Here is a 16,581-nt window from a genome sequence, read left to right as displayed (position 1 = left end):
CCGAGCTTGGCGCCCTTGCCCGCGACGAGGGCGGCGGCGATCGGCGTGGCCGACCGTGCGCCGCGGGGCCGACGCCGTACGGAACGCCCTGCCCCCGCTGACCGCGTACTACGCCATGCGCGTGGGCACCCTGCCGCTGCTGCCCTACCGCGCCCCCGGCGACAGCGCCCTGGAACCGCTCGCCGAGCGGACCGCCCGCACCCACCACGCGGTCCTCCTCGCCAACCACGGCCCCGTCGTCGCCGGTGCCACCCTGGAGCAGGCCGCCGATGCCATCGAGGAACTGGAGGAAACCGCCAAGCTCCACCTCCTGCTGCGCGGCCACGCCACCCGCCCCCTCACCCCCGAACAGGACGCCGCCCTCGCCCCTAACTGACGGCCCGGCGCAGCCCGTACGCCACCGCACCGGCCGCGATCACCGCGGCGCCGGACAGGACGGACGCGAGCGGCAGCGCGAAGGCCAGGGCCGCGCAGCCGAGCAGGCCGACGACCGGGACGGCGCGGGCGGGGCGGCCCTCGGCCGGGGTGAGGGTCCAGGCGGAGGCATTGGCGACCGCGTAGTAGACGAGCACGCCGAACGAGGAGAAGCCGATCGCACCGCGGACGTCCGCGGTGGCGGCGAGGACGGCCACCACCGCGCCGACGGCGAGTTCGGCGCGGTGCGGGACCTGGAAGCGGGGGTGGACGGCGGCCAGGGCGGGCGGCAGATGGCGGTCGCGGGCCATCGCGAGGGTGGTGCGCGAGACGCCGAGGATGAGCGCGAGGAGCGAACCGAGCGCGGCGACCGCCGCCCCGGCGCGGACGACGGGCGCGAGCCCCGGGGCGCCCGCGACGCGGACCGCCTCGGCGAGCGGGGCGGTGGCGTGGGCGAGGCGGTCCGGGCCGAGGACGGCGAGGACCGCGAGGGCGACGGCCGCGTACGTCACCAGCGTGAGGCCGAGGGCGAGCGGGATCGCGCGCGGAATGGTGCGTTCGGGGTCGCGCACCTCCTCGCCGAGGGTCGCGACGCGCGCGTATCCGGCGAAGGCGAAGAACAGCAGCCCGGCGGCCTGGAGGGTGCCGCCCACCGTGGCGTCGGCGCCGGGGTCGAGGCGGGCGGGCTCGGCGGTGCCGCCCGTCACGCAGGCGATGACCACGGCGGCGAGCACGGCCAGCACGACGGCGACGATCAGCCGGGTGAGCCAGGCGGCCTTCCGCACGCCGGTGTAGTTCACCGCGGTCAGCGCCACCACGGCCGCGACGGCGACCGCGTGGGCCTGTCCGGGCCATACGTAGGAGCCCACCGTGAGGGCCATGGCCGCGCAGGAGGCGGTCTTGCCGACCACGAAGCCCCACCCGGCCAGATAGCCCCAGAACTCCCCCAGCCGTTCGCGGCCGTAGACATAGGTGCCGCCGGAGCGCGGGTAGCGGGCGGCCAGCCGGGCGGAGGAGGTGGCGTTGCAGTACGCGACGACGGCGGCCAGCGCGAGCCCCGGCAGCAGCCCCGACCCGGCAGCCGAGGCGGCGGGCGCGAGCGCGGCGAAGATCCCCGCGCCGATCATCGCCCCGAGCCCGATCACCACGGCGTCGAATAGCCCGAGATGCCGCTTCAATTCCCCGGTGGCGGCTCCCGTCGGCGTTCCCATCCACTCTCTCCTCAGCACGGCCGGCATCGGGGGCCCACGATAGGCGGGGGTCAGCGGGGCACGTCCATGCGCTGCGTACCGACGACCGACAGCAGCCGCAGCGCCTCCTCGGAGGAGGAGCCGGGGGTCGCTGTGTAGATCACGACGCGCTGGTCCCGGTCGGTGATGTCGAGGGAGTCGCAGTTGACGGAGACGGGGCCGACCATCGGGTGGTGGAAGGTCTTGCACAGGACCGTCGCTGCGCACACGTCGTGGGAGTCCCACAGCCGGGCGAACTCCTCGCTTCCGTCGCGGAGTTCGGCGATCAGCTCGGCCACCTCGGGATCGTCGGGGTAGCGGGCGGCGGTGGCGCGCAGGCCCCGGGCCGAGGTGCGGGCGAACGCGTCCGCGTCGGAGACTCCGTACAGCCGCCGCCCCTGCGGGTGCGGTCCGAGGAAGGCGCGGCGCACCAGGTTGCGGTCGCGCCGGTGCAGGGCGGAGAAGTCCTCCATGAGGGCGGCCGCGAGCTCGTTCCAGGCGATCACCTCGTACAGCGCGGACGTCACGATCGCGGCGGCCTGCGGCAGCCGGTTCAGCAGGTCGAGGATGCTCTGCCGCACCTCGCGCGAGGGCCCGGGCGCGGGGGCGGGCGGGGCTCCGGCGAGGTGGTGGAGATGGACGCGCTCGGCGTCGGAGAGCCGCAGGGCCCGGGCCAGCCCGGTCAGCACCTCGCGCGAGGGGTGCGGGCCGCGGGCCTGCTCCAGCCGCGTGTAGTACTCGGTCGAGATGAAGGCGAGCTGGGCCGCCTCCTCGCGGCGCAGCCCGGGGGTGCGCCGGCGCGGCCCGGTGGGCAGCCCCACGTCGGCGGGGGTGATCCGCTCGCGCCTGCTGCGCAGGAAGGCCGCCAGTTCTTGTCTGTCCACGGCACCAGTGTGCGCGGGTGCCGCGTGGCGTATCCAGGTACAGCCGGTGCCTGGATACGCTCCCGCGCCGGACCCAGGCTCGCTGCCATGGACAACACACCGAACAACGGAACACCCGGCCTGCTGACCGGCAAGGTCGCCTTCATCACCGGTGCCGGACGCGGCATCGGCGCCGCCGCCGCGCGGCTGTTCGCCCGGGAGGGGGCCCGGGTGCTGCTCGCGGCCCGTACGGAGACCCAGCTGGCGGCGGTGACCGAGGAGGTCCGGGCGGCGGGCGGCACCGCGGAGTACGTGGTGTGCGACCTGGCCGACGCGGCGAGCGTGCGCGCCGCCGTGGACCGGGCCGTGGAGCTGTACGGACGGCTCGACGTCGCCTTCAACAACGGCGCGGCGCTCACTCCGCCCGGGCCGCTGGACCAGGTACCGGAGGCCGACTTCGACCACCTCTACGCCGTGAACCTCAAGGGCCCGTGGCTGGCCATGGCCGCCGAGGTCGCCGCCATCCGGGCCACCGCCGGAGCGGGGGCCATCGTCAACAACTCCAGCGTCGGCAGCCTGCGGGGCAACCCCGAGCTGCCCGCCTACGGGGCCATGAAGCGGGCGGTCAACAGCCTCACCGAGTCGGCCGCCGTGACGTACGGCCCGGAGGGCATCCGGGTCAACGCCATCGCCCCCGGCTCCACGCTGACCGAGATGATCCGCAGCTGGGAAGCGGAGTCGCCCGGTCTCCTGGAGCGGCTGACGGCGCGTACGCCACTGGGCCGCATGGCCGGCCCCGAGGAGATCGCCGAGGCCGCCGCCTGGCTGCTCAGCGACCGGGCCTCGTACGTGACCGGCACGGTCCTGCGGGTCGACGGCGGCGCGTGGGCCTGACGCGGCGGGTCAGCCCTGCTGTCCGCGCCGGGCCTCGGTGATCGGGAGGCGGTCGAAGACGGTCTGAACGTAGGTGATCTTGCCGTCCGCGATCGTCAGGTAGTCCGAGGCCCGCAGGTCCGCCACGAACGTGGTGTCGGTGGTGTAGATGATCGCCGCGCTGGTCTCGTCGCCGAAGACCTTGATGATGGTCGCGCTGGTGAGCATGGGCAGGAAGCCCTCCAGGAACTTCCGGTACCCGGGCAGGCCCTCGATCCGGCCGGAGGGCGCGTCGCATACGACGTCGTCGGCGAGGAGGCCCAGCGCCTTCTCGGTGTCCCCGCTCATCCACGCGCGGCCGAAGGTCTCGGCGATCGTACGGGCGGAGGAGGCGGAGGTGCTGGTGGCGTTCATGGCGGTATCCCTTCGTGATGATCCCCGTACCGGGGATCCGTCACTGGATGCTCGCCCTCGTATATGACACGTTGTGTCTTATACAGCAGGGACTTTTGGAGCCATGAGATCCGACCGGTTGCTCTCGATCATGCTGCTGCTGCAGACCCACGGGCAGCTTCCCGCCGCCACGCTGGCCGAGCGCCTGGAGGTGTCGGTCCGCACGGTCATGCGGGACGTGGAGGCGCTGTCCGCGACCGGTGTGCCCGTCTACACCGTGCGCGGCCCGCACGGGGGCATCGCCCTGCTGCCCGGCTTCCGCACGGATGTGACCGGGCTGACCGCCGACGAGGCCCGTGCCCTGTTCGTACTGCTCTCCGACCGTGCCCACGCCGATCTGGGGCTCGGCCGGGCCATCGGCTCCGCGCTGCGCAAGGTCATGGCCGCGCTGCCCGCCCCGTACCGGGCGGGCGCGGACCTGGCCAGCCGCCGCATCCTGATCGACCCGGTCCGCTGGCGCGGCGGGCCGTCGCGTGCGGCCGCCGACGGCCTCGGGGTGCTGCAGCGCGCCGTCTTCACCGACCGGCGGCTGCGGCTGCGCTACCGGCACGGCGACGACGGCCGCGTCCGTTCCTACACCGCCGACCCGTACGGGCTGGTCCACAAGGCGGGCGTCTGGTACCTCGTCGCCGACCACCGCGGCGAGCCGCGGCTCTTCCGGGCCGACCGCGTGCTGTCCGCCGGGGTCCTCGACGAGCCCGTCCAGCGGCGTGACGGCCTGGAGCTGGGCGACGTGTGGGACGTGCTGCGCCGGCGCATCGACGACATCCCCGCCCCGGTGCCGGTCACGGTCGCCGTCCGGCGGGAGATCCTGGGCCGGTTCCTCCGCGTCCACCAGGCCGATCTGGCCGAGCCCCCGCTCCCGGAAGCCGCGCTCTCCGAGGAGACCGGTGAACGGGTGACCGTCGAGCTGCGGTTCCGCTCCCTGGGCGCGGCCCAGGCGCTTCTCGCCTTCGGCGCCGACGCGGAAGTCCTCGCGCCCGGCGAGCTACGCCGCACCATAGCCCGCCGGGCAGCCGAGGCGGCCGCCCGCTACGCGGACGGCTAGGCGCCGCTCGACTCCGCGTGGCGCGCGGCCAGCCGCTTCGCGCCCTCGGCCGTCAGGGAGCCGTGGAGGCGGAGGCGGGCGATGCCGCCGTCCGGGTAGATGTCGATGCGGACGTGCGTCACCGGCGGGGCCTGATCGAGCAGGAAGCGGTGGACCGTGTCCGGCTGGAGGGGGGTGCGGGGCAGGAGTTCGGTCCAGGGGGCGTCCGCGTCCGCGGTGGTGTCACGGCCGTACAGCGCCGCCCAGCCGGGCGAATTGCCCTTGTAGCAGCCGGTGTCGATCTCGACGGCGCGGATCGAGGCCTGTTCGGTGAGCCGGTAGCGCACCCAGTCGTTGCCCCGGTCGCGGCGGCGGCGGGTCTCCCAGCCCTCGTCCATCTTGTGGGAGCGGCCCGGCTGGATGGAGTTGGCGGGCGGGGAGTAGAAGCGGTCGGAGGCGTCCTCGGCCGCGCCGCCGTTCTCCAGGGCGGCCAGGTCGAACGTACCGAGGGCGGTGAGCCAGACCGGGTCGGGGACGACCTCGCCGTGGACCCGGAGGCGGGCGATGCCGCCGTCGGGGTGCTGCTTGAGGCGCAGGTGGGTGAAGCGGCGCCCGGGCGGGACCTCGAAGCCGTTGGCCGCGTGGCCGCCGACCGGGGTGCGGGGGACGAGCGTCGTCCACTCGGTCTCGTCGGCGAGCAGGTCCGCGGGGGACGGGGTGCCCGGCAGCGAGGTGGCCTCCACGCTCACCGCCTGCGGGTAGTTGCCGCGGAAGTGGGCGGTGTCGACCACGATGCCGTGGATGACGCCCGGCGCGCCCAGCTTGATCAGGGCCCAGTCGTGGTCCTCGTCCGTGGGGTGCGGGGTGTCGGCGGAGGCCCCGCGGCGGCGCCGGGTCTCCCAGCCGTCCATGACCTTGCCCTTGTGGCCGAAGTCCTCGGGGTCGAAGTGCGGTGCCTCGGGCCGCAGCAGGTTCTCGCGCTCGGCGAAGAACTCGTCGTTGGCCGCGATCACGCTGCCGCCGAGCCGCCGGTCGGCGAGGTCGGGGAGGTGGGCGAAGGAGAAGTCGGCGGTGCGGTAGTCGGCGTGCGGGTCGCCCCCGCCGTACGGGTGGGCGTCACCGGTGAAACGGGGGATCGGCGCGGTCATACGCGGGGCTGCCTTTCGAGGAGTCGGCCTGTGGGGAGGGGGCCGGTCGGTGCGCCGTGGTCGGCGATCTTGTGGCCGCGCAGCCAGGTGGACCGTACGACGCCGTGCAGCGTCTTCCCTGCGTACGCGGTGACCTGGTTGCGGTGGTGGAGGGCGGCGGGGTCGACGGTGAAGGTCTCCTCGGGCGCCAGGACCGCGAAGTCGGCGTCCCGTCCCGCCTCGATGGCGCCCTTGTGGTCGAGGCCGACCAGGGCGGCCGGGGCCGTGGACATCCAGCGCGCGACATCGTGGAGGGTGTGGCCGCGGCGGCGGGCCTCCGTCCAGATGGCGGGCAGGCCGAGCTGGAGCGAGGAGATGCCGCCCCAGGCCTGCCCGAAGTCGTCGGTCTTCAGCTCCGCGGTGCAGGGCGAGTGGTCGGAGACGACGCAGTCGATCGTGCCGTCGGCCAGGCCCTGCCACAGCGTGTCCTGGTTGGCCGCCTCGCGTATCGGCGGACAGCACTTGAACTCGGTGGCGCCGTCCGGGACTTCCTCGGCGGTGAGGGTGAGGAAGTGCGGACAGGTCTCGACGGTGATCCGGACGCCTTCGCGGCGCGCGGCGGCGATGCGCGGCAGGGATTCCGCGGAGGACAGATGCAGGATGTGGACCCGGGCGTCCAGCTCGCGGGCGAGGTCGATGAGGCCCTCGATGGCCCGGTTCTCGGCCTCGCGGGGGCGGGAGGCGAGGAAGTCGGCGTAGCGCGGGCCGCTGGGCTGCGGTGCGCCGTCGATCAGCTGCGGGTCCTCGGCGTGGACGATGAGCAGCCCGCCGAAGCCCGCGATCTCGCCGAGGGTCACCGCGAGCCCGGCCGCGTCGAGCTGCGGGAACTCGTCCACGCCGGAGTGCAGCAGGAAGCACTTGAAGCCGAGGACCCCGGCGTCGTGCAGCGGCCGCAGATCGGCCGTGTTGCCGGGGATCGCACCGCCCCAGAAGCCGATGTCGATGTGGGCCGCCGCGCGGGCGACATCCCGCTTGATCTCCAGCGCCTCGACGTTGGTGGTGGGCGGGATGCTGTTGAGGGGCATGTCGACCAGCGTGGTCACGCCACCGGCCGCGGCGGCGCGGGTGGCGGAGCCGAAGCCCTCCCACTCGGTGCGGCCGGGGTCGTTGACGTGGACGTGGGTGTCGACGAGACCGGGGAGGAGGACATCGTCCCCGAGGTCTTCGAGCAGCGCCCCGGGCGGGAGGGCGGTGTCGTGCGGCAGGACGGCCAGAATGCGGCCCTCGGCGGTGGAAACGGCGACGGACGCGGCACGCGGGCCGTCGGGGGTGATCACGCGCGTCGAACGCAGCACCAGGTCCGGGCTCAGTTCCGGGTCCAGTTCGTGCACTCCTACTCCCCTCAGTAAATTCCGCAACGCGGAATAAGTTTTCCGCTCGGAGTCTTCCCTTCTCGTCCGATCTGGTCAAGACTTCCGAGGCACCCCCGTTCGATTCCGTACCATGAAAGATGATTTTCGATACGTAGAACGCGGCGCCGGGAGGGACCGGTAGGCTGCCGAGGACCGGTCGGCCGCGGTTTCCGACGCGGGCGCGAGACCGGTGCTGCCCGCTGCGAAAGGAAACGCCGACGTGCCGTCCGCCGAGTCCAAGACCGCCGCCACCAACGCGGGTGGCGTCCAGTCCCTGGAGCGCGCCTTCGACCTTCTGGAGCGGATGGCCGACGCCGGGGGCGAGGTCGGGCTGAGCGAACTCTCCGGCAGTAGCGGCCTTCCGCTGCCCACCATCCACCGGCTGATGCGCACGCTGGTGGCCTGCGGTTACGTACGCCAGCAGCCCAACCGCCGCTACGCTCTGGGCCCCCGGCTGATCCGGCTCGGCGAAAGCTCGGCCCGGCTGCTGGGCACCTGGGCGCGGCCGTATCTGGCGCGCCTGGTGGAGGAGACCGGCGAGACCGCGAACATGGCGCTGCTGGACGGGGACGAGGTGGTGTACGTCGCGCAGGTGCCCTCCCGCCACTCCATGCGCATGTTCACCGAGGTCGGGCGGCGGGTCCTGCCGCACAGCACCGGCGTCGGCAAGGCGCTGCTGGCCACCACGCCCCCGGGCGAGGTACGCGCCCTCCTGGCCCGCACCGGCATGCCCGCCGCGACGGCGAAGACGATCACCACGCCGGACGCGTTCCTGGACGCGCTGCGACTGGTGCGCGAGACCGGATACGCCGTGGACGACAACGAGCAGGAGATGGGCGTGCGCTGCCTGGCGGTGTCCGTGCCGGACTCCCCGACGGCGGCCGCCATCTCCATCTCGGGCCCGGCGGGGCGGGTGACGGACGAGGCCACCCAGGAGATCGTGCCGGTGCTGAAGGAGGTCGCCGCTGATCTGTCGGCGGCGCTGGCCAGCACGGACGGGACCTGAGACGGCGCCTGAGGGAACGGCGCTAGCGCGGCACCGTACCGAACAGATCGATCGCCGTCCTGACCCCCCGCAGCGCCGGGTTCAGGGCGCTGACCGAGCCGAGCGCACCGGCCACCAGGAGCAGGGAGCGGCGGAGGCGGTGCAGTTCGGGGGTGCCGGTGCGGGCCATGGCCTCGAGTGCGGCCAGTTCGTCGTCCGCGATCGCCCGGTCCGGTAATTCCGCCGGATGGGCGGCCAGGTCACGCCTGAGCCGGGCCACGGCCAGGCGCAGCTCCGCCACCCTCGGGTCTTCCTCGGTGCACGCCACTGCGGCGCCCTCCACGTCGGACAACACGGCCCTTCTCCCCCTCGCGCGCGGCTGCACGAGCCCGCCCTCCCTCTCCCCTGCCCCTCCGGACGCCGAATCGGACACAAGGGGCTGCGGATCAGTTAACGCCACCGTGTGCGCAGTGCGCCATACGGAGAGCGAAAATCAGACCGGCTGGGATGAATCGTCCACACGGCGCCCCCGTGCGGTAAGCAGGGGGGCATGGATCGCACCTCTGAGGACAAGACGCAGGTCGCCGGGTTGCTGCTGGCGGCGGGCGGCGGACGGCGGCTGGGCGGGCGGGCCAAGGCGCTGCTGGAGTACCGGGGCAGGCCGCTGGTGGAGCACGCGGCGCGCGCGCTGCGGGAGGGCGGGTGCGCCCCGGTGCACATCGTGCTGGGCGCCGCCGCCGGTGAGGTGCGGGAGCGGGCCGAGCTGCCGGGCTGCGTACTGGTCGACAACCCGGACTGGGAGGGCGGCATGGGCTCCTCGCTGCGCGCCGGACTGGCCTCGCTGAGCGGCACGGGGGCGCGCGCGGCACTGGTCACGCTGGTGGATCAGCCCGGGATCGGGGCACCGGCGGTGGCGCGCGTACGGGCCGCCTGCCGTGCCGCGCCCCGCCCGGCGGAGAGCCTGGTGACGGCGGAGTACGGCGGCGAGCGGGGGCATCCGGTGCTGTTCGGCGCGCAGCGGTGGGCGGACGTCGCGGCGAGCGCGGTGGGGGATCGTGGGGCGCGCGCGTATCTGAGGGCACATCAGGCCGAGATCATCCGGGTCGACTGCGGCGACATCGCCCGCGTGGACGACATCGACACGCCGGAGGATCTGGCGCTGCTGCGGTAGCCCGCACGGTGCGGGCGCGGTAGCCCCCGCACCGTGCGTGAAGCGAGTCTCACAACGACAGCCGATTGAACTTCCACGATGAGGAAATTAATATCCAGAATGCTATCGACTGAGGAGTGAACGCCCATGTCCGCCACAGCGCCATCCCCGCTGGCCATCGTCGACGCCGAGCCTCTGGAGCGTCAGGGAGAGGTGCTGACCGACGCGGCTCTGGCCTTCCTGGCCGAGCTGCACCACCGCTTCACCCCTCGGCGCGACGAGTTGCTCGCGCGCCGCGCCGAGCGACGGGCCGAGATCGCCCGTACGAGCACCCTGGACTTCCTGCCGGAGACCTCGCACATCCGCGAGGACCCGGACTGGCGCGTGGCCGAGGCCCCGCCCGCCCTCCAGGACCGCCGGGTGGAGATCACCGGTCCCACCGACCGCAAGATGACGATCAACGCGCTCAACTCGGGCGCCAGGGTCTGGCTCGCCGACTTCGAGGACGCCTCCGCGCCCACCTGGGCGAATGTGATCGGCGGCCAGCTGAATCTGACCGACGCGTATGAGCGCCGGATCGACTTCACCTCCCCCGAGGGCAAGAGCTACGCGCTGCGCCCCGCCGAGGAGCTGGCCACCGTCGTCGCCCGGCCGCGCGGCTGGCACCTCGACGAGCGCCACCTCCGGGACGCGGAGGGCCGCGCGGTGCCCGGCGGGCTCGTCGACTTCGGGCTGTACTTCTTCCACAACGCGCGCCGCCTGCTCGACCTGGGCAAGGGCCCGTACTTCTACCTGCCGAAGACCGAATCGCACCTGGAGGCCCGCCTCTGGAACGACGTCTTCGTCTTCGCGCAGGACTACGTGGGCGTCCCGCAAGGGAGCATCCGCGCCACGGTGCTCATCGAGACGATCACGGCCGCGTACGAGATGGACGAGATCCTGTACGAGCTGCGCGACCACGCCTCCGGGCTCAACGCGGGCCGCTGGGACTACCTGTTCTCCATCGTCAAGAACTTCCGCGACGCGGGCCCCGGCTTCGTCCTGCCCGACCGCAACGCGGTGACGATGACCGCGCCGTTCATGCGCGCCTACACCGAGTTGCTGGTCCGCACCTGCCACAAGCGCGGCGCCCACGCGATCGGCGGGATGGCGGCCTTCATCCCCTCGCGCCGGGACGCCGAGGTCAACGCGGTCGCGTTCGACAAGGTGCGGGCCGACAAGGACCGTGAGGCGAACGACGGCTTCGACGGCTCGTGGGTGGCCCACCCCGATCTGGTCCCGGTCGCCCGCGAGTCGTTCGACGCGGTGCTCGGCGAGCAGCCGCACCAGAAGGACCGGCTGCGTGAGGACGTCCGGGTCACGGCGGCCGAGCTGATCGACGTCGCCTCGCTGGACGCCAAGCCCACCTTCGCGGGGCTGCGCAACGCCGTGCAGGTCGGCACCCGCTACATCGAGGCGTGGCTGCGCGGGCTGGGGGCCGTCGCCATCTTCAACCTGATGGAGGACGCCGCCACCGCGGAGATCTCCCGTTCCCAGATCTGGCAGTGGATCAACGCCGGGGTCGTCTTCGAGAACGGCGAGAAGGCCACCGCCGACCTGGTGCGCACGGTCGCCGCCGAGGAGCTGGCCGCGATCCGCGAGGAGGTCGGCCCGGAGGCGTTCGGGGCCGGGCGCTGGCAGGAGGCCCACGATCTGCTGCTGAAGGTCGCGCTGGACCAGGACTACGCGGAGTTCCTGACCCTGCCCGCGTACGAGCTGCTGGGCTGAGGGGCGAAGGGGCCCCGGGACGTCGTCCCGGGGCCCCTTTCCCTGTGCGCGTTAGGACGTGGAGAGCTGGGCGCGCGGCACGATCTGCTGGGGCTGGCCGGGGCTGGACCACAGCAGCTTCATGTGCGCCTCCCCGGTCTGCTCGGTGTACTCGACCTTGATGGCGTGGCGCTGCCCGGCCTTCAGGCCGACGGCCGCCTTGTCGACCTGCGCCGTGTGCGGCGTGGTGCTGTCGATGAGGAGCTTGCCGTCGATCCACACCCGCACCGTGTCGTCGGAGACGGTGGTGAGCGTGTACGTCTGACTGTGGCGGGGCACCAGGGAGCCGGTCCAGCGGACGCTGAAGCGGTCGGCCGGGACCCGGGTGTCCGGTGAACCGGCGCTCCGCCAGGCGTGGTTGACGGTCGGATCGGTCCGGGTGACGACCGGCGGCCCGGTGAAGGTGTCGTTCGCGAACACCTCCTGCCGCAGCCCGGTGCCCCGGCCCGGGGGTACGGACGCGCCGGACGGCCTGACCGTCAGCTCGATCACCGACGCGGTGGTGTCCACGGGCCCGCCGGAGGGGGTGAGGTCGAAGCCGTCCCCGGCCGCCGCGACCGCGACCTTCTGACCGCTGCCCAGCACCCGCGCCCCGGTCACCTCGAACGGCGCCCGCGCGGTGAGGTGGAGGGGCTGCCCGGCGGTGGGCCAGTCGGTGACGGATGCGTAGAGCTTGTTGCCGGACCGGCTGACCGCTCCCCACCGGGGCTCGGTCACCAGACCGGCGTCCCCCGCCCCGTACACGGCCCGGCCCTGACCCGATGTCCGGAGCCAGGAGCCGATGTCGCGCAGCCGGTCGACGGACGGCTGGGGGACGCGGCCGAGCTTGTCGGGGCCGACGTTGAGCAGATAGTTGCCGCCCCGGCTGGCGATGTCGAGGAGGTTGCGGGTGAGCGTCTGGGGCGACTTCCAGTTCTGGTCGTACTTCGCGAAGCCCCAGTGGCCGTTGAGGGTCATGCAGGACTCCCAGAGCTGGCCGTCCACCGGGGCGTCCGGGATCTCCTGCTCGGGGGTGCCGTAGTCGCCGTCCACGACGCGGCGCTTGCCGACCCGGTTGTTGATGACCAGGTCCGGGTCGAGGCCGCGCAGATACGCTTCGAGCTGTTCGCCGTCCCCCGGGGACCAGTTGTTGGTGGGGTCGTCCGCGTCCCATTCGCCGTCGAACCACAGCAGCGCCGGGTCATAGCCGTCGATCAGCTCTTTGAGCTGCGCGTACATCCGCTTCCGGTACTGCGGGAAGGTGGCCGGGTCGGCGAAGTCGGGGTCGTGCCAGTCCCAGATCGAGTAGTAGAAGCCGAGCTTGATCCCGGCCTCGTCGGCGGCGGTCTTCAGCTCGGCGAGGATGTCGCGCCGCTTGTCGAACGAGGAGTGGTCGCGCAGGTTCCAGGCGTTCTGCTTCGTCGGCCACATCGCGTATCCGTCGTGGTGCTTGGACGTGATGACGATGTAGCGCTGACCGGCGTCCTTGGCCGCCTTGACGACCGCCTTGGCGTCGAAGGACGACGGGTTGAAGCCCCGCGCCATGTCCTCGTAGGCGCTCGTGGATATCCGGCAGTTCCGCTTGATCCACTCCGCGTCCCGGCACACGGTGCCGTCGGGCCGGGTGTACTCGCCTTCCAGTTGGGAGTACGCGCCGAAGTGGATGAACATCCCGAACCGGTCCTGCCGCCACCAGTCGGTGCGGGCGGAGGTGAACGGGTCGTCGGCCGCGTAGTCGGTGCCGGGACCGGGGTCGGCCCGCGGTGCGCTGGCGGGTTCGGCGGTGGTGGGTTCGGCGGTGGCGGACGGTGTGCTGAGGGTCAGCGCCAGGAACAGGCCGAGCAGCAGGCTCAGACCTCGGGACAGGGATAACGCCCGTGGGGACACACGCATGGCGGCTCCTGTGCTCATGGGTGGTCGGACAGGAGGGCTGGCCAGCCGCGTACCGGAACCTAGAGCCGCAAAGGTGGGATGTCAACGGGACATAAAGCGCCACGGGCGCCACATTGCCAGCAGAGAGGCCCGACCCCTCCGATGAATCACCCTGATGTATCACCCCTCCTCGGCGATACGGGCGAGGCGCCGCGCCTCGTCGCGCGCACCGCGCGCGATGTCGTCCTCGTCGGCGGTGAGCAGCCGCCCCGCCTCCACCACCGGCTCGCCGTTCACCAGCGACAGGGTCACCGGCGCCGCCGCGCCCAGCACCAGCGCCGCCACCGGGTCGGCGATCGTCGAGTGGCCGATGCCGTCCAGCTTCCACAGCACCAGGTCGGCGAGCTTGCCCGGCTCCAGGGACCCGATCTCGCCCTCGCGGCCCAGCACCCTGGCCCCGCCGTAGGTGCCGAGGCGGAGCGCCTGGCGGACCGTCAGCGCCTTCTCGCGGTGGTCGCCGAGCCGGTTGATCAGCAGGGCGTTGCGCAGCTCGGTGTGCAGCTCGCCGGACTCGTTCGAGGCGGTGCCGTCCACGCCGAGCCCGACGGGTACGCCCGCGGCCAGCAGGTCCGGCACCCGGGCGATCCCGGCGGCGAGCCGGGCGTTGGACGAGGGGCAGTGGGCGACGCCGGTGCCGGTGCGGGCGAAGGCCGCGATGTCGGCGTCGTTCATGTGGACGCTGTGCGCCATCCACACGTCCTCGCCGAGCCAGCCGGTGTCCGCGAAGTAGTCGGTCGGGCCCATCCCGAACCGCTCGTGGCAGAACTTCTCCTCCTCGACCGTCTCCGAGCCGTGGGTATGCAGCCGCACCCCCTTGCGGCGCGCCAACTCGGCGCTCTCCCGCATGAGTTCGGTGGTGACGGAGAAGGGCGAGCAGGGCGCGACCACGATCCGCAGCATCGCGTCGTACGAGCCGTCGTGGTGGGTGTCGATGGCCTCCTCGGTGGCCGCCAGGGCGTCCGCGGTGGTCTCGACGGCGAAGTCCGGCGGCAGCCCGCCGTCCGAGCTGCCGAGGTCCATGGAGCCGCGCGCGGCGGTGAACCGCACGCCCAGCTCGCGCGCCGCGCGGATCTCGGCGCCCAGCAGATCGCCCGCGCCGCGCGGGAAGACGTAGTGGTGGTCCATGGCGGTGGTGACGCCGCCGCGCGCCATCATCCCGAGCGAGCCGCGCGCGGCCGCGTACACCATCGGCTCGTCGATCCGGGCCCAGGTGGGGTAGAGCGCCACCAGCCAGTCGAAGAGGTTGTGGTCCTGGGCGAGACCGCGGGTGAGCCACTGGTAGAAGTGGTGATGGGTGTTGACCAGGCCCGGGGTGAGGAGGTGGCCGGTGCCGTCGACCCGGCGGACCACCCCGTCCAGACCGCCCGGCGCGGGGCCCGGGCCCACCGACTCGACGCGGTTGCCCGCGACGACGACATGGCCCGAGGCGTGCTCGGTGTCCTGCGCGTCGACGGTCGCGATGGCGCAGTTCTCGATGACGATGCGGTGCACGGGGCGGGCCCTTCCCGGTCGGGGGTGTGGGTTCAGTCGGTGGGGATCCTGGCCTCGGCGCCGTCCCGCAGGACGGTGGCCTCGATGAGCCCGTACGGCCGGTCGGCGGCGAAGTAGACCTCGTTGTCGTTGGTGAGGCCGAAGGGCGCGAGGTCGACCAGGAAGTGGTGTTTGTTGGGGAGCGAGAGCCGTATCTCGGGTATCCCGGGACGCCGCTCGATAACGCGCGCGCCCATCGCGTACAGCGTCTGCTGGAGCGAGAGCGAGTACGTCTCGGCGAAGGCGGCCAGCAGATCGGCGCGCGCGTCCGCGTACACGGCGTCCCAGTCCGGCTCCGGCTGCGCCGCGTCGCTCCAGCCGTGGCGCCAGCGGGCGTGCACCTCGGTGGCGAGGATGCGATCGCGCGCCTCCGGCAGGGTGGTGTACGCGTCCTTGACGTAGCCGTGGAACTCGGAGTCGGTGGAGTTCATGACCGTGAGGTCCCGCAGGCCGGACAGCACCTCCCAGTCCCGGCCGTCGTACCGGATCTGGGCGGTACGGGTCTCCTGGCCCGCGCGGACGAAGGAGTGCCGGGCCTCCCCGCCGGTCTCGATCCGCTCCCAGGCGTACTCCTCGATCCGCACGCGGGCGGTGCGGATCGTCTCCTGGCTGGAAACGAAGTGGCGGGCCAGCTCGATGCCGAAGTGTTCGGCGGTGGCGATGCCGTGCTTCTTGGCGAAGGCGTACACCGTGTTCTTCATGGTGTCGGTCGGCAGGACGCCGGTGTTGTCGCCGTGGCGGTGGACGTCCGCCATGTCGCCGGAGAGCGCGACGGAGACGTTCAGGTCCTTGATGTGGTGGACGGCGCCGTCGCGCACCATCCGGACCACGCGGGTCTCCGCCTTGCCGTACTGGTTCTGGCCGAGCATGGGCATCGGTGCTAGCTCCCTCGGTATACGGAGTAGCCGAACGGGGTGAGCAGCAGCGGCACGTGGTAGTGCTCGCCGGGCTCGACGGCGAAGACGACCGTCACCTCCGGGAAGAAGGGCCCGCGCGACTCGGTCTCGAAACGCAGCCGTACCTGGGTGGTGCCCTCGGGCAGGGCGGGCAGATCCTTGCAGCGCCCGTCCCCGTCGGTGCGGGAGGCGGCGTGCACCGCCCAGTCGGCACCGCCCGCGGGGCGCGCCGACAGCTCGACGGGGACGCCGGTGGCCGGGCGGCCGAGGCTGGTGTCCAGGATATGCGTGGACACGGAGGTGGCGGTCGCCATCACCGCTCTCCTTCCGCCGCTTCCGCGGTCATGAGTCGGGTCAGCCGGATGCGGTTGATCTTTCCCAGTTCGGTGCGGACGATCTCGCGTTCCGTGTCCGTGTCGTTGCCGATCCGGCGGCGGAGGGCGGTGAGCATCTCCTCGCCGGTGCGGCCGGTGGCACAGATCAGGAACACATGGCCGTGGCGCTCCTGGTACGCGAGATTCAGCTCCAGCAGCTCCGCGCGCAGCTCGTCGCCGGAGCCGCTCACCCCGCTCTGCTCGCGCGCCGAGGTGGCGTCCCCCGGCTTCGGTCGCCCGATGGGCGGATGCCCGGCCATGGCCTCGGCCAGATCGCCCTCGGTCAGCCCGGCCATGGCCGCGTCGGACGCGTCGAGCAGGGCGTCCACGTCGCGGTACGGCCGCCCGGCAGCCACCGCCGCGCCCCAGGCCCGGCTGGCGCACACCTCGTACAGCGACGCGGCCGCGTCCGACCGGCCCGCCGCGTTGAACCGGGCCAGGCCCGGTGGAGCGCTGGTAGTCACACCCCGAAAGCTAGGAGCTTCCCCGAGAAACGTCAACAGTTTGTTGAATACGGAGCTGAATGTGTGG

General features: G+C 72.8%; 17 protein-coding genes. 6 read left to right on the top strand and 11 right to left on the bottom strand.

What is annotated here, in order from left to right:
- The first annotated feature begins 55 nt into the window (after positions 1 to 55).
- Positions 56 to 376 (top strand): class II aldolase/adducin family protein, encoded by a 321-nt coding sequence (locus ACZ6CL_RS19090; protein WP_468937280.1) that lies wholly within the window; start codon positions 56 to 58, stop codon positions 374 to 376.
- On the opposite strand, the gene ACZ6CL_RS19085 is transcribed toward ACZ6CL_RS19090, so the two are convergent.
- Together ACZ6CL_RS19085 and ACZ6CL_RS19080 are read right to left on the bottom strand one after the other, a co-directional pair.
- The gene (locus ACZ6CL_RS19085) at positions 369 to 1,625 is read right to left on the bottom strand and encodes an APC family permease (protein WP_468937279.1); all 1,257 of its coding nucleotides are present in this window, start codon (positions 1,623 to 1,625) and stop codon (positions 369 to 371) included. The genes ACZ6CL_RS19090 and ACZ6CL_RS19085 overlap by 8 nt on opposite strands.
- A gap of 50 nt (positions 1,626 to 1,675) precedes the next feature.
- Positions 1,676 to 2,527 carry a helix-turn-helix transcriptional regulator gene (locus ACZ6CL_RS19080; protein WP_468937278.1) on the bottom strand — a complete coding sequence of 284 codons (852 nt, stop codon included), beginning with the start codon at positions 2,525 to 2,527 and terminating at the stop codon, positions 1,676 to 1,678.
- Positions 2,528 to 2,614: 87 nt separating this feature from the next.
- Between ACZ6CL_RS19080 and ACZ6CL_RS19075 the strand changes: the two genes are divergently transcribed.
- On the top strand, positions 2,615 to 3,400 hold the full coding sequence (locus tag ACZ6CL_RS19075) for an SDR family NAD(P)-dependent oxidoreductase (RefSeq protein WP_468937277.1): 786 nt from the start codon (positions 2,615 to 2,617) through the stop codon (positions 3,398 to 3,400).
- A 9-nt stretch (positions 3,401 to 3,409) separates the two neighbouring features.
- Here the strand turns inward: ACZ6CL_RS19075 and ACZ6CL_RS19070 are convergent, their stop codons facing one another.
- Positions 3,410 to 3,793, bottom strand: coding sequence for a nuclear transport factor 2 family protein (locus tag ACZ6CL_RS19070; RefSeq protein ID WP_468937276.1), 384 nt, complete (start codon positions 3,791 to 3,793; stop codon positions 3,410 to 3,412).
- A gap of 103 nt (positions 3,794 to 3,896) precedes the next feature.
- Here ACZ6CL_RS19070 and ACZ6CL_RS19065 point away from each other — a divergent pair, with 103 nt between their 5' ends.
- Positions 3,897 to 4,880 (top strand): helix-turn-helix transcriptional regulator, encoded by a 984-nt coding sequence (locus tag ACZ6CL_RS19065; protein ID WP_468937275.1) that lies wholly within the window; start codon positions 3,897 to 3,899, stop codon positions 4,878 to 4,880.
- Here ACZ6CL_RS19065 and alc read toward each other — a convergent pair.
- Together alc and allB are read right to left on the bottom strand one after the other, a co-directional pair.
- Positions 4,877 to 6,007 (bottom strand): allantoicase, encoded by a 1,131-nt coding sequence (gene alc / locus ACZ6CL_RS19060; protein WP_468937274.1) that lies wholly within the window; start codon positions 6,005 to 6,007, stop codon positions 4,877 to 4,879. The genes ACZ6CL_RS19065 and alc overlap by 4 nt on opposite strands.
- On the bottom strand, positions 6,004 to 7,356 hold the full coding sequence (gene allB, locus ACZ6CL_RS19055; RefSeq protein ID WP_468937391.1) for an allantoinase AllB: 1,353 nt from the start codon (positions 7,354 to 7,356) through the stop codon (positions 6,004 to 6,006). The genes alc and allB overlap by 4 nt, the downstream gene beginning before the upstream one ends.
- A gap of 262 nt (positions 7,357 to 7,618) precedes the next feature.
- On the opposite strand from allB, the gene ACZ6CL_RS19050 reads away from it, so the two are divergent.
- The gene (locus ACZ6CL_RS19050; protein ID WP_468937273.1) at positions 7,619 to 8,404 is read left to right on the top strand and encodes an IclR family transcriptional regulator; all 786 of its coding nucleotides are present in this window, start codon (positions 7,619 to 7,621) and stop codon (positions 8,402 to 8,404) included.
- A gap of 22 nt (positions 8,405 to 8,426) precedes the next feature.
- Here ACZ6CL_RS19050 and ACZ6CL_RS19045 read toward each other — a convergent pair whose 3' ends face one another.
- Entirely contained in the window at positions 8,427 to 8,738 is a 312-nt protein-coding gene (locus ACZ6CL_RS19045) for a DUF5955 family protein (RefSeq protein WP_468937272.1), read from the bottom strand.
- Between the two features lie 195 nt (positions 8,739 to 8,933).
- Here ACZ6CL_RS19045 and ACZ6CL_RS19040 point away from each other — a divergent pair, with 195 nt between their 5' ends.
- On the top strand, positions 8,934 to 9,554 hold the full coding sequence (locus ACZ6CL_RS19040) for a nucleotidyltransferase family protein (RefSeq protein ID WP_468937271.1): 621 nt from the start codon (positions 8,934 to 8,936) through the stop codon (positions 9,552 to 9,554).
- A gap of 126 nt (positions 9,555 to 9,680) precedes the next feature.
- Positions 9,681 to 11,300 carry a malate synthase A gene (gene aceB / locus ACZ6CL_RS19035; protein ID WP_468937270.1) on the top strand — a complete coding sequence of 540 codons (1,620 nt, stop codon included), beginning with the start codon at positions 9,681 to 9,683 and terminating at the stop codon, positions 11,298 to 11,300.
- A 51-nt stretch (positions 11,301 to 11,351) separates the two neighbouring features.
- Here the strand turns inward: aceB and ACZ6CL_RS19030 are convergent, their stop codons facing one another.
- The 5 genes from ACZ6CL_RS19030 to uraD form a co-directional block, all read right to left on the bottom strand.
- Positions 11,352 to 13,211: an alpha-L-fucosidase gene (locus ACZ6CL_RS19030; protein ID WP_468937269.1), complete on the bottom strand. Its 1,860-nt coding sequence runs from the start codon at positions 13,209 to 13,211 to the stop codon at positions 11,352 to 11,354.
- Positions 13,212 to 13,370: 159 nt separating this feature from the next.
- Positions 13,371 to 14,741: an 8-oxoguanine deaminase gene (locus ACZ6CL_RS19025; protein WP_468937268.1), complete on the bottom strand. Its 1,371-nt coding sequence runs from the start codon at positions 14,739 to 14,741 to the stop codon at positions 13,371 to 13,373.
- A gap of 32 nt (positions 14,742 to 14,773) precedes the next feature.
- On the bottom strand, positions 14,774 to 15,655 hold the full coding sequence (gene pucL / locus ACZ6CL_RS19020) for a factor-independent urate hydroxylase (RefSeq protein ID WP_468937267.1): 882 nt from the start codon (positions 15,653 to 15,655) through the stop codon (positions 14,774 to 14,776).
- Positions 15,656 to 15,660: 5 nt separating this feature from the next.
- Complete coding sequence (uraH, locus tag ACZ6CL_RS19015) at positions 15,661 to 15,990, bottom strand: hydroxyisourate hydrolase (RefSeq protein WP_468937266.1); 330 nt, start codon at positions 15,988 to 15,990, stop codon at positions 15,661 to 15,663.
- The gene (uraD, locus tag ACZ6CL_RS19010; RefSeq protein WP_468937265.1) at positions 15,990 to 16,514 is read right to left on the bottom strand and encodes a 2-oxo-4-hydroxy-4-carboxy-5-ureidoimidazoline decarboxylase; all 525 of its coding nucleotides are present in this window, start codon (positions 16,512 to 16,514) and stop codon (positions 15,990 to 15,992) included. Before uraD ends, uraH begins: the two co-directional genes overlap by 1 nt.
- Between the last annotated feature and the right edge of the window lie 67 nt (positions 16,515 to 16,581).

Source organism: Streptomyces sp. NPDC041200 (assembly GCF_055591805.1).
Note: the sequence above shows the minus strand (reverse complement) of the source record. Positions and strands in the feature narration are given on the sequence as shown.

Coding starts and splice junctions, on each gene's coding strand:
- ACZ6CL_RS19085 (WP_468937279.1), bottom strand. CDS start 1,625: ATGGGAACGCCGACGGGAGCCGCCACCGGGGAATTGAAGCGGCATCTC.
- ACZ6CL_RS19075 (WP_468937277.1), top strand. CDS start 2,615: ATGGACAACACACCGAACAACGGAACACCCGGCCTGCTGACCGGCAAG.
- ACZ6CL_RS19070 (WP_468937276.1), bottom strand. CDS start 3,793: ATGAACGCCACCAGCACCTCCGCCTCCTCCGCCCGTACGATCGCCGAG.
- ACZ6CL_RS19065 (WP_468937275.1), top strand. CDS start 3,897: ATGAGATCCGACCGGTTGCTCTCGATCATGCTGCTGCTGCAGACCCAC.
- alc (WP_468937274.1), bottom strand. CDS start 6,007: ATGACCGCGCCGATCCCCCGTTTCACCGGTGACGCCCACCCGTACGGC.
- ACZ6CL_RS19040 (WP_468937271.1), top strand. CDS start 8,934: ATGGATCGCACCTCTGAGGACAAGACGCAGGTCGCCGGGTTGCTGCTG.
- aceB (WP_468937270.1), top strand. CDS start 9,681: ATGTCCGCCACAGCGCCATCCCCGCTGGCCATCGTCGACGCCGAGCCT.
- ACZ6CL_RS19030 (WP_468937269.1), bottom strand. CDS start 13,211: ATGCGTGTGTCCCCACGGGCGTTATCCCTGTCCCGAGGTCTGAGCCTG.
- pucL (WP_468937267.1), bottom strand. CDS start 15,655: ATGCCCATGCTCGGCCAGAACCAGTACGGCAAGGCGGAGACCCGCGTG.
- uraH (WP_468937266.1), bottom strand. CDS start 15,990: ATGGCGACCGCCACCTCCGTGTCCACGCATATCCTGGACACCAGCCTC.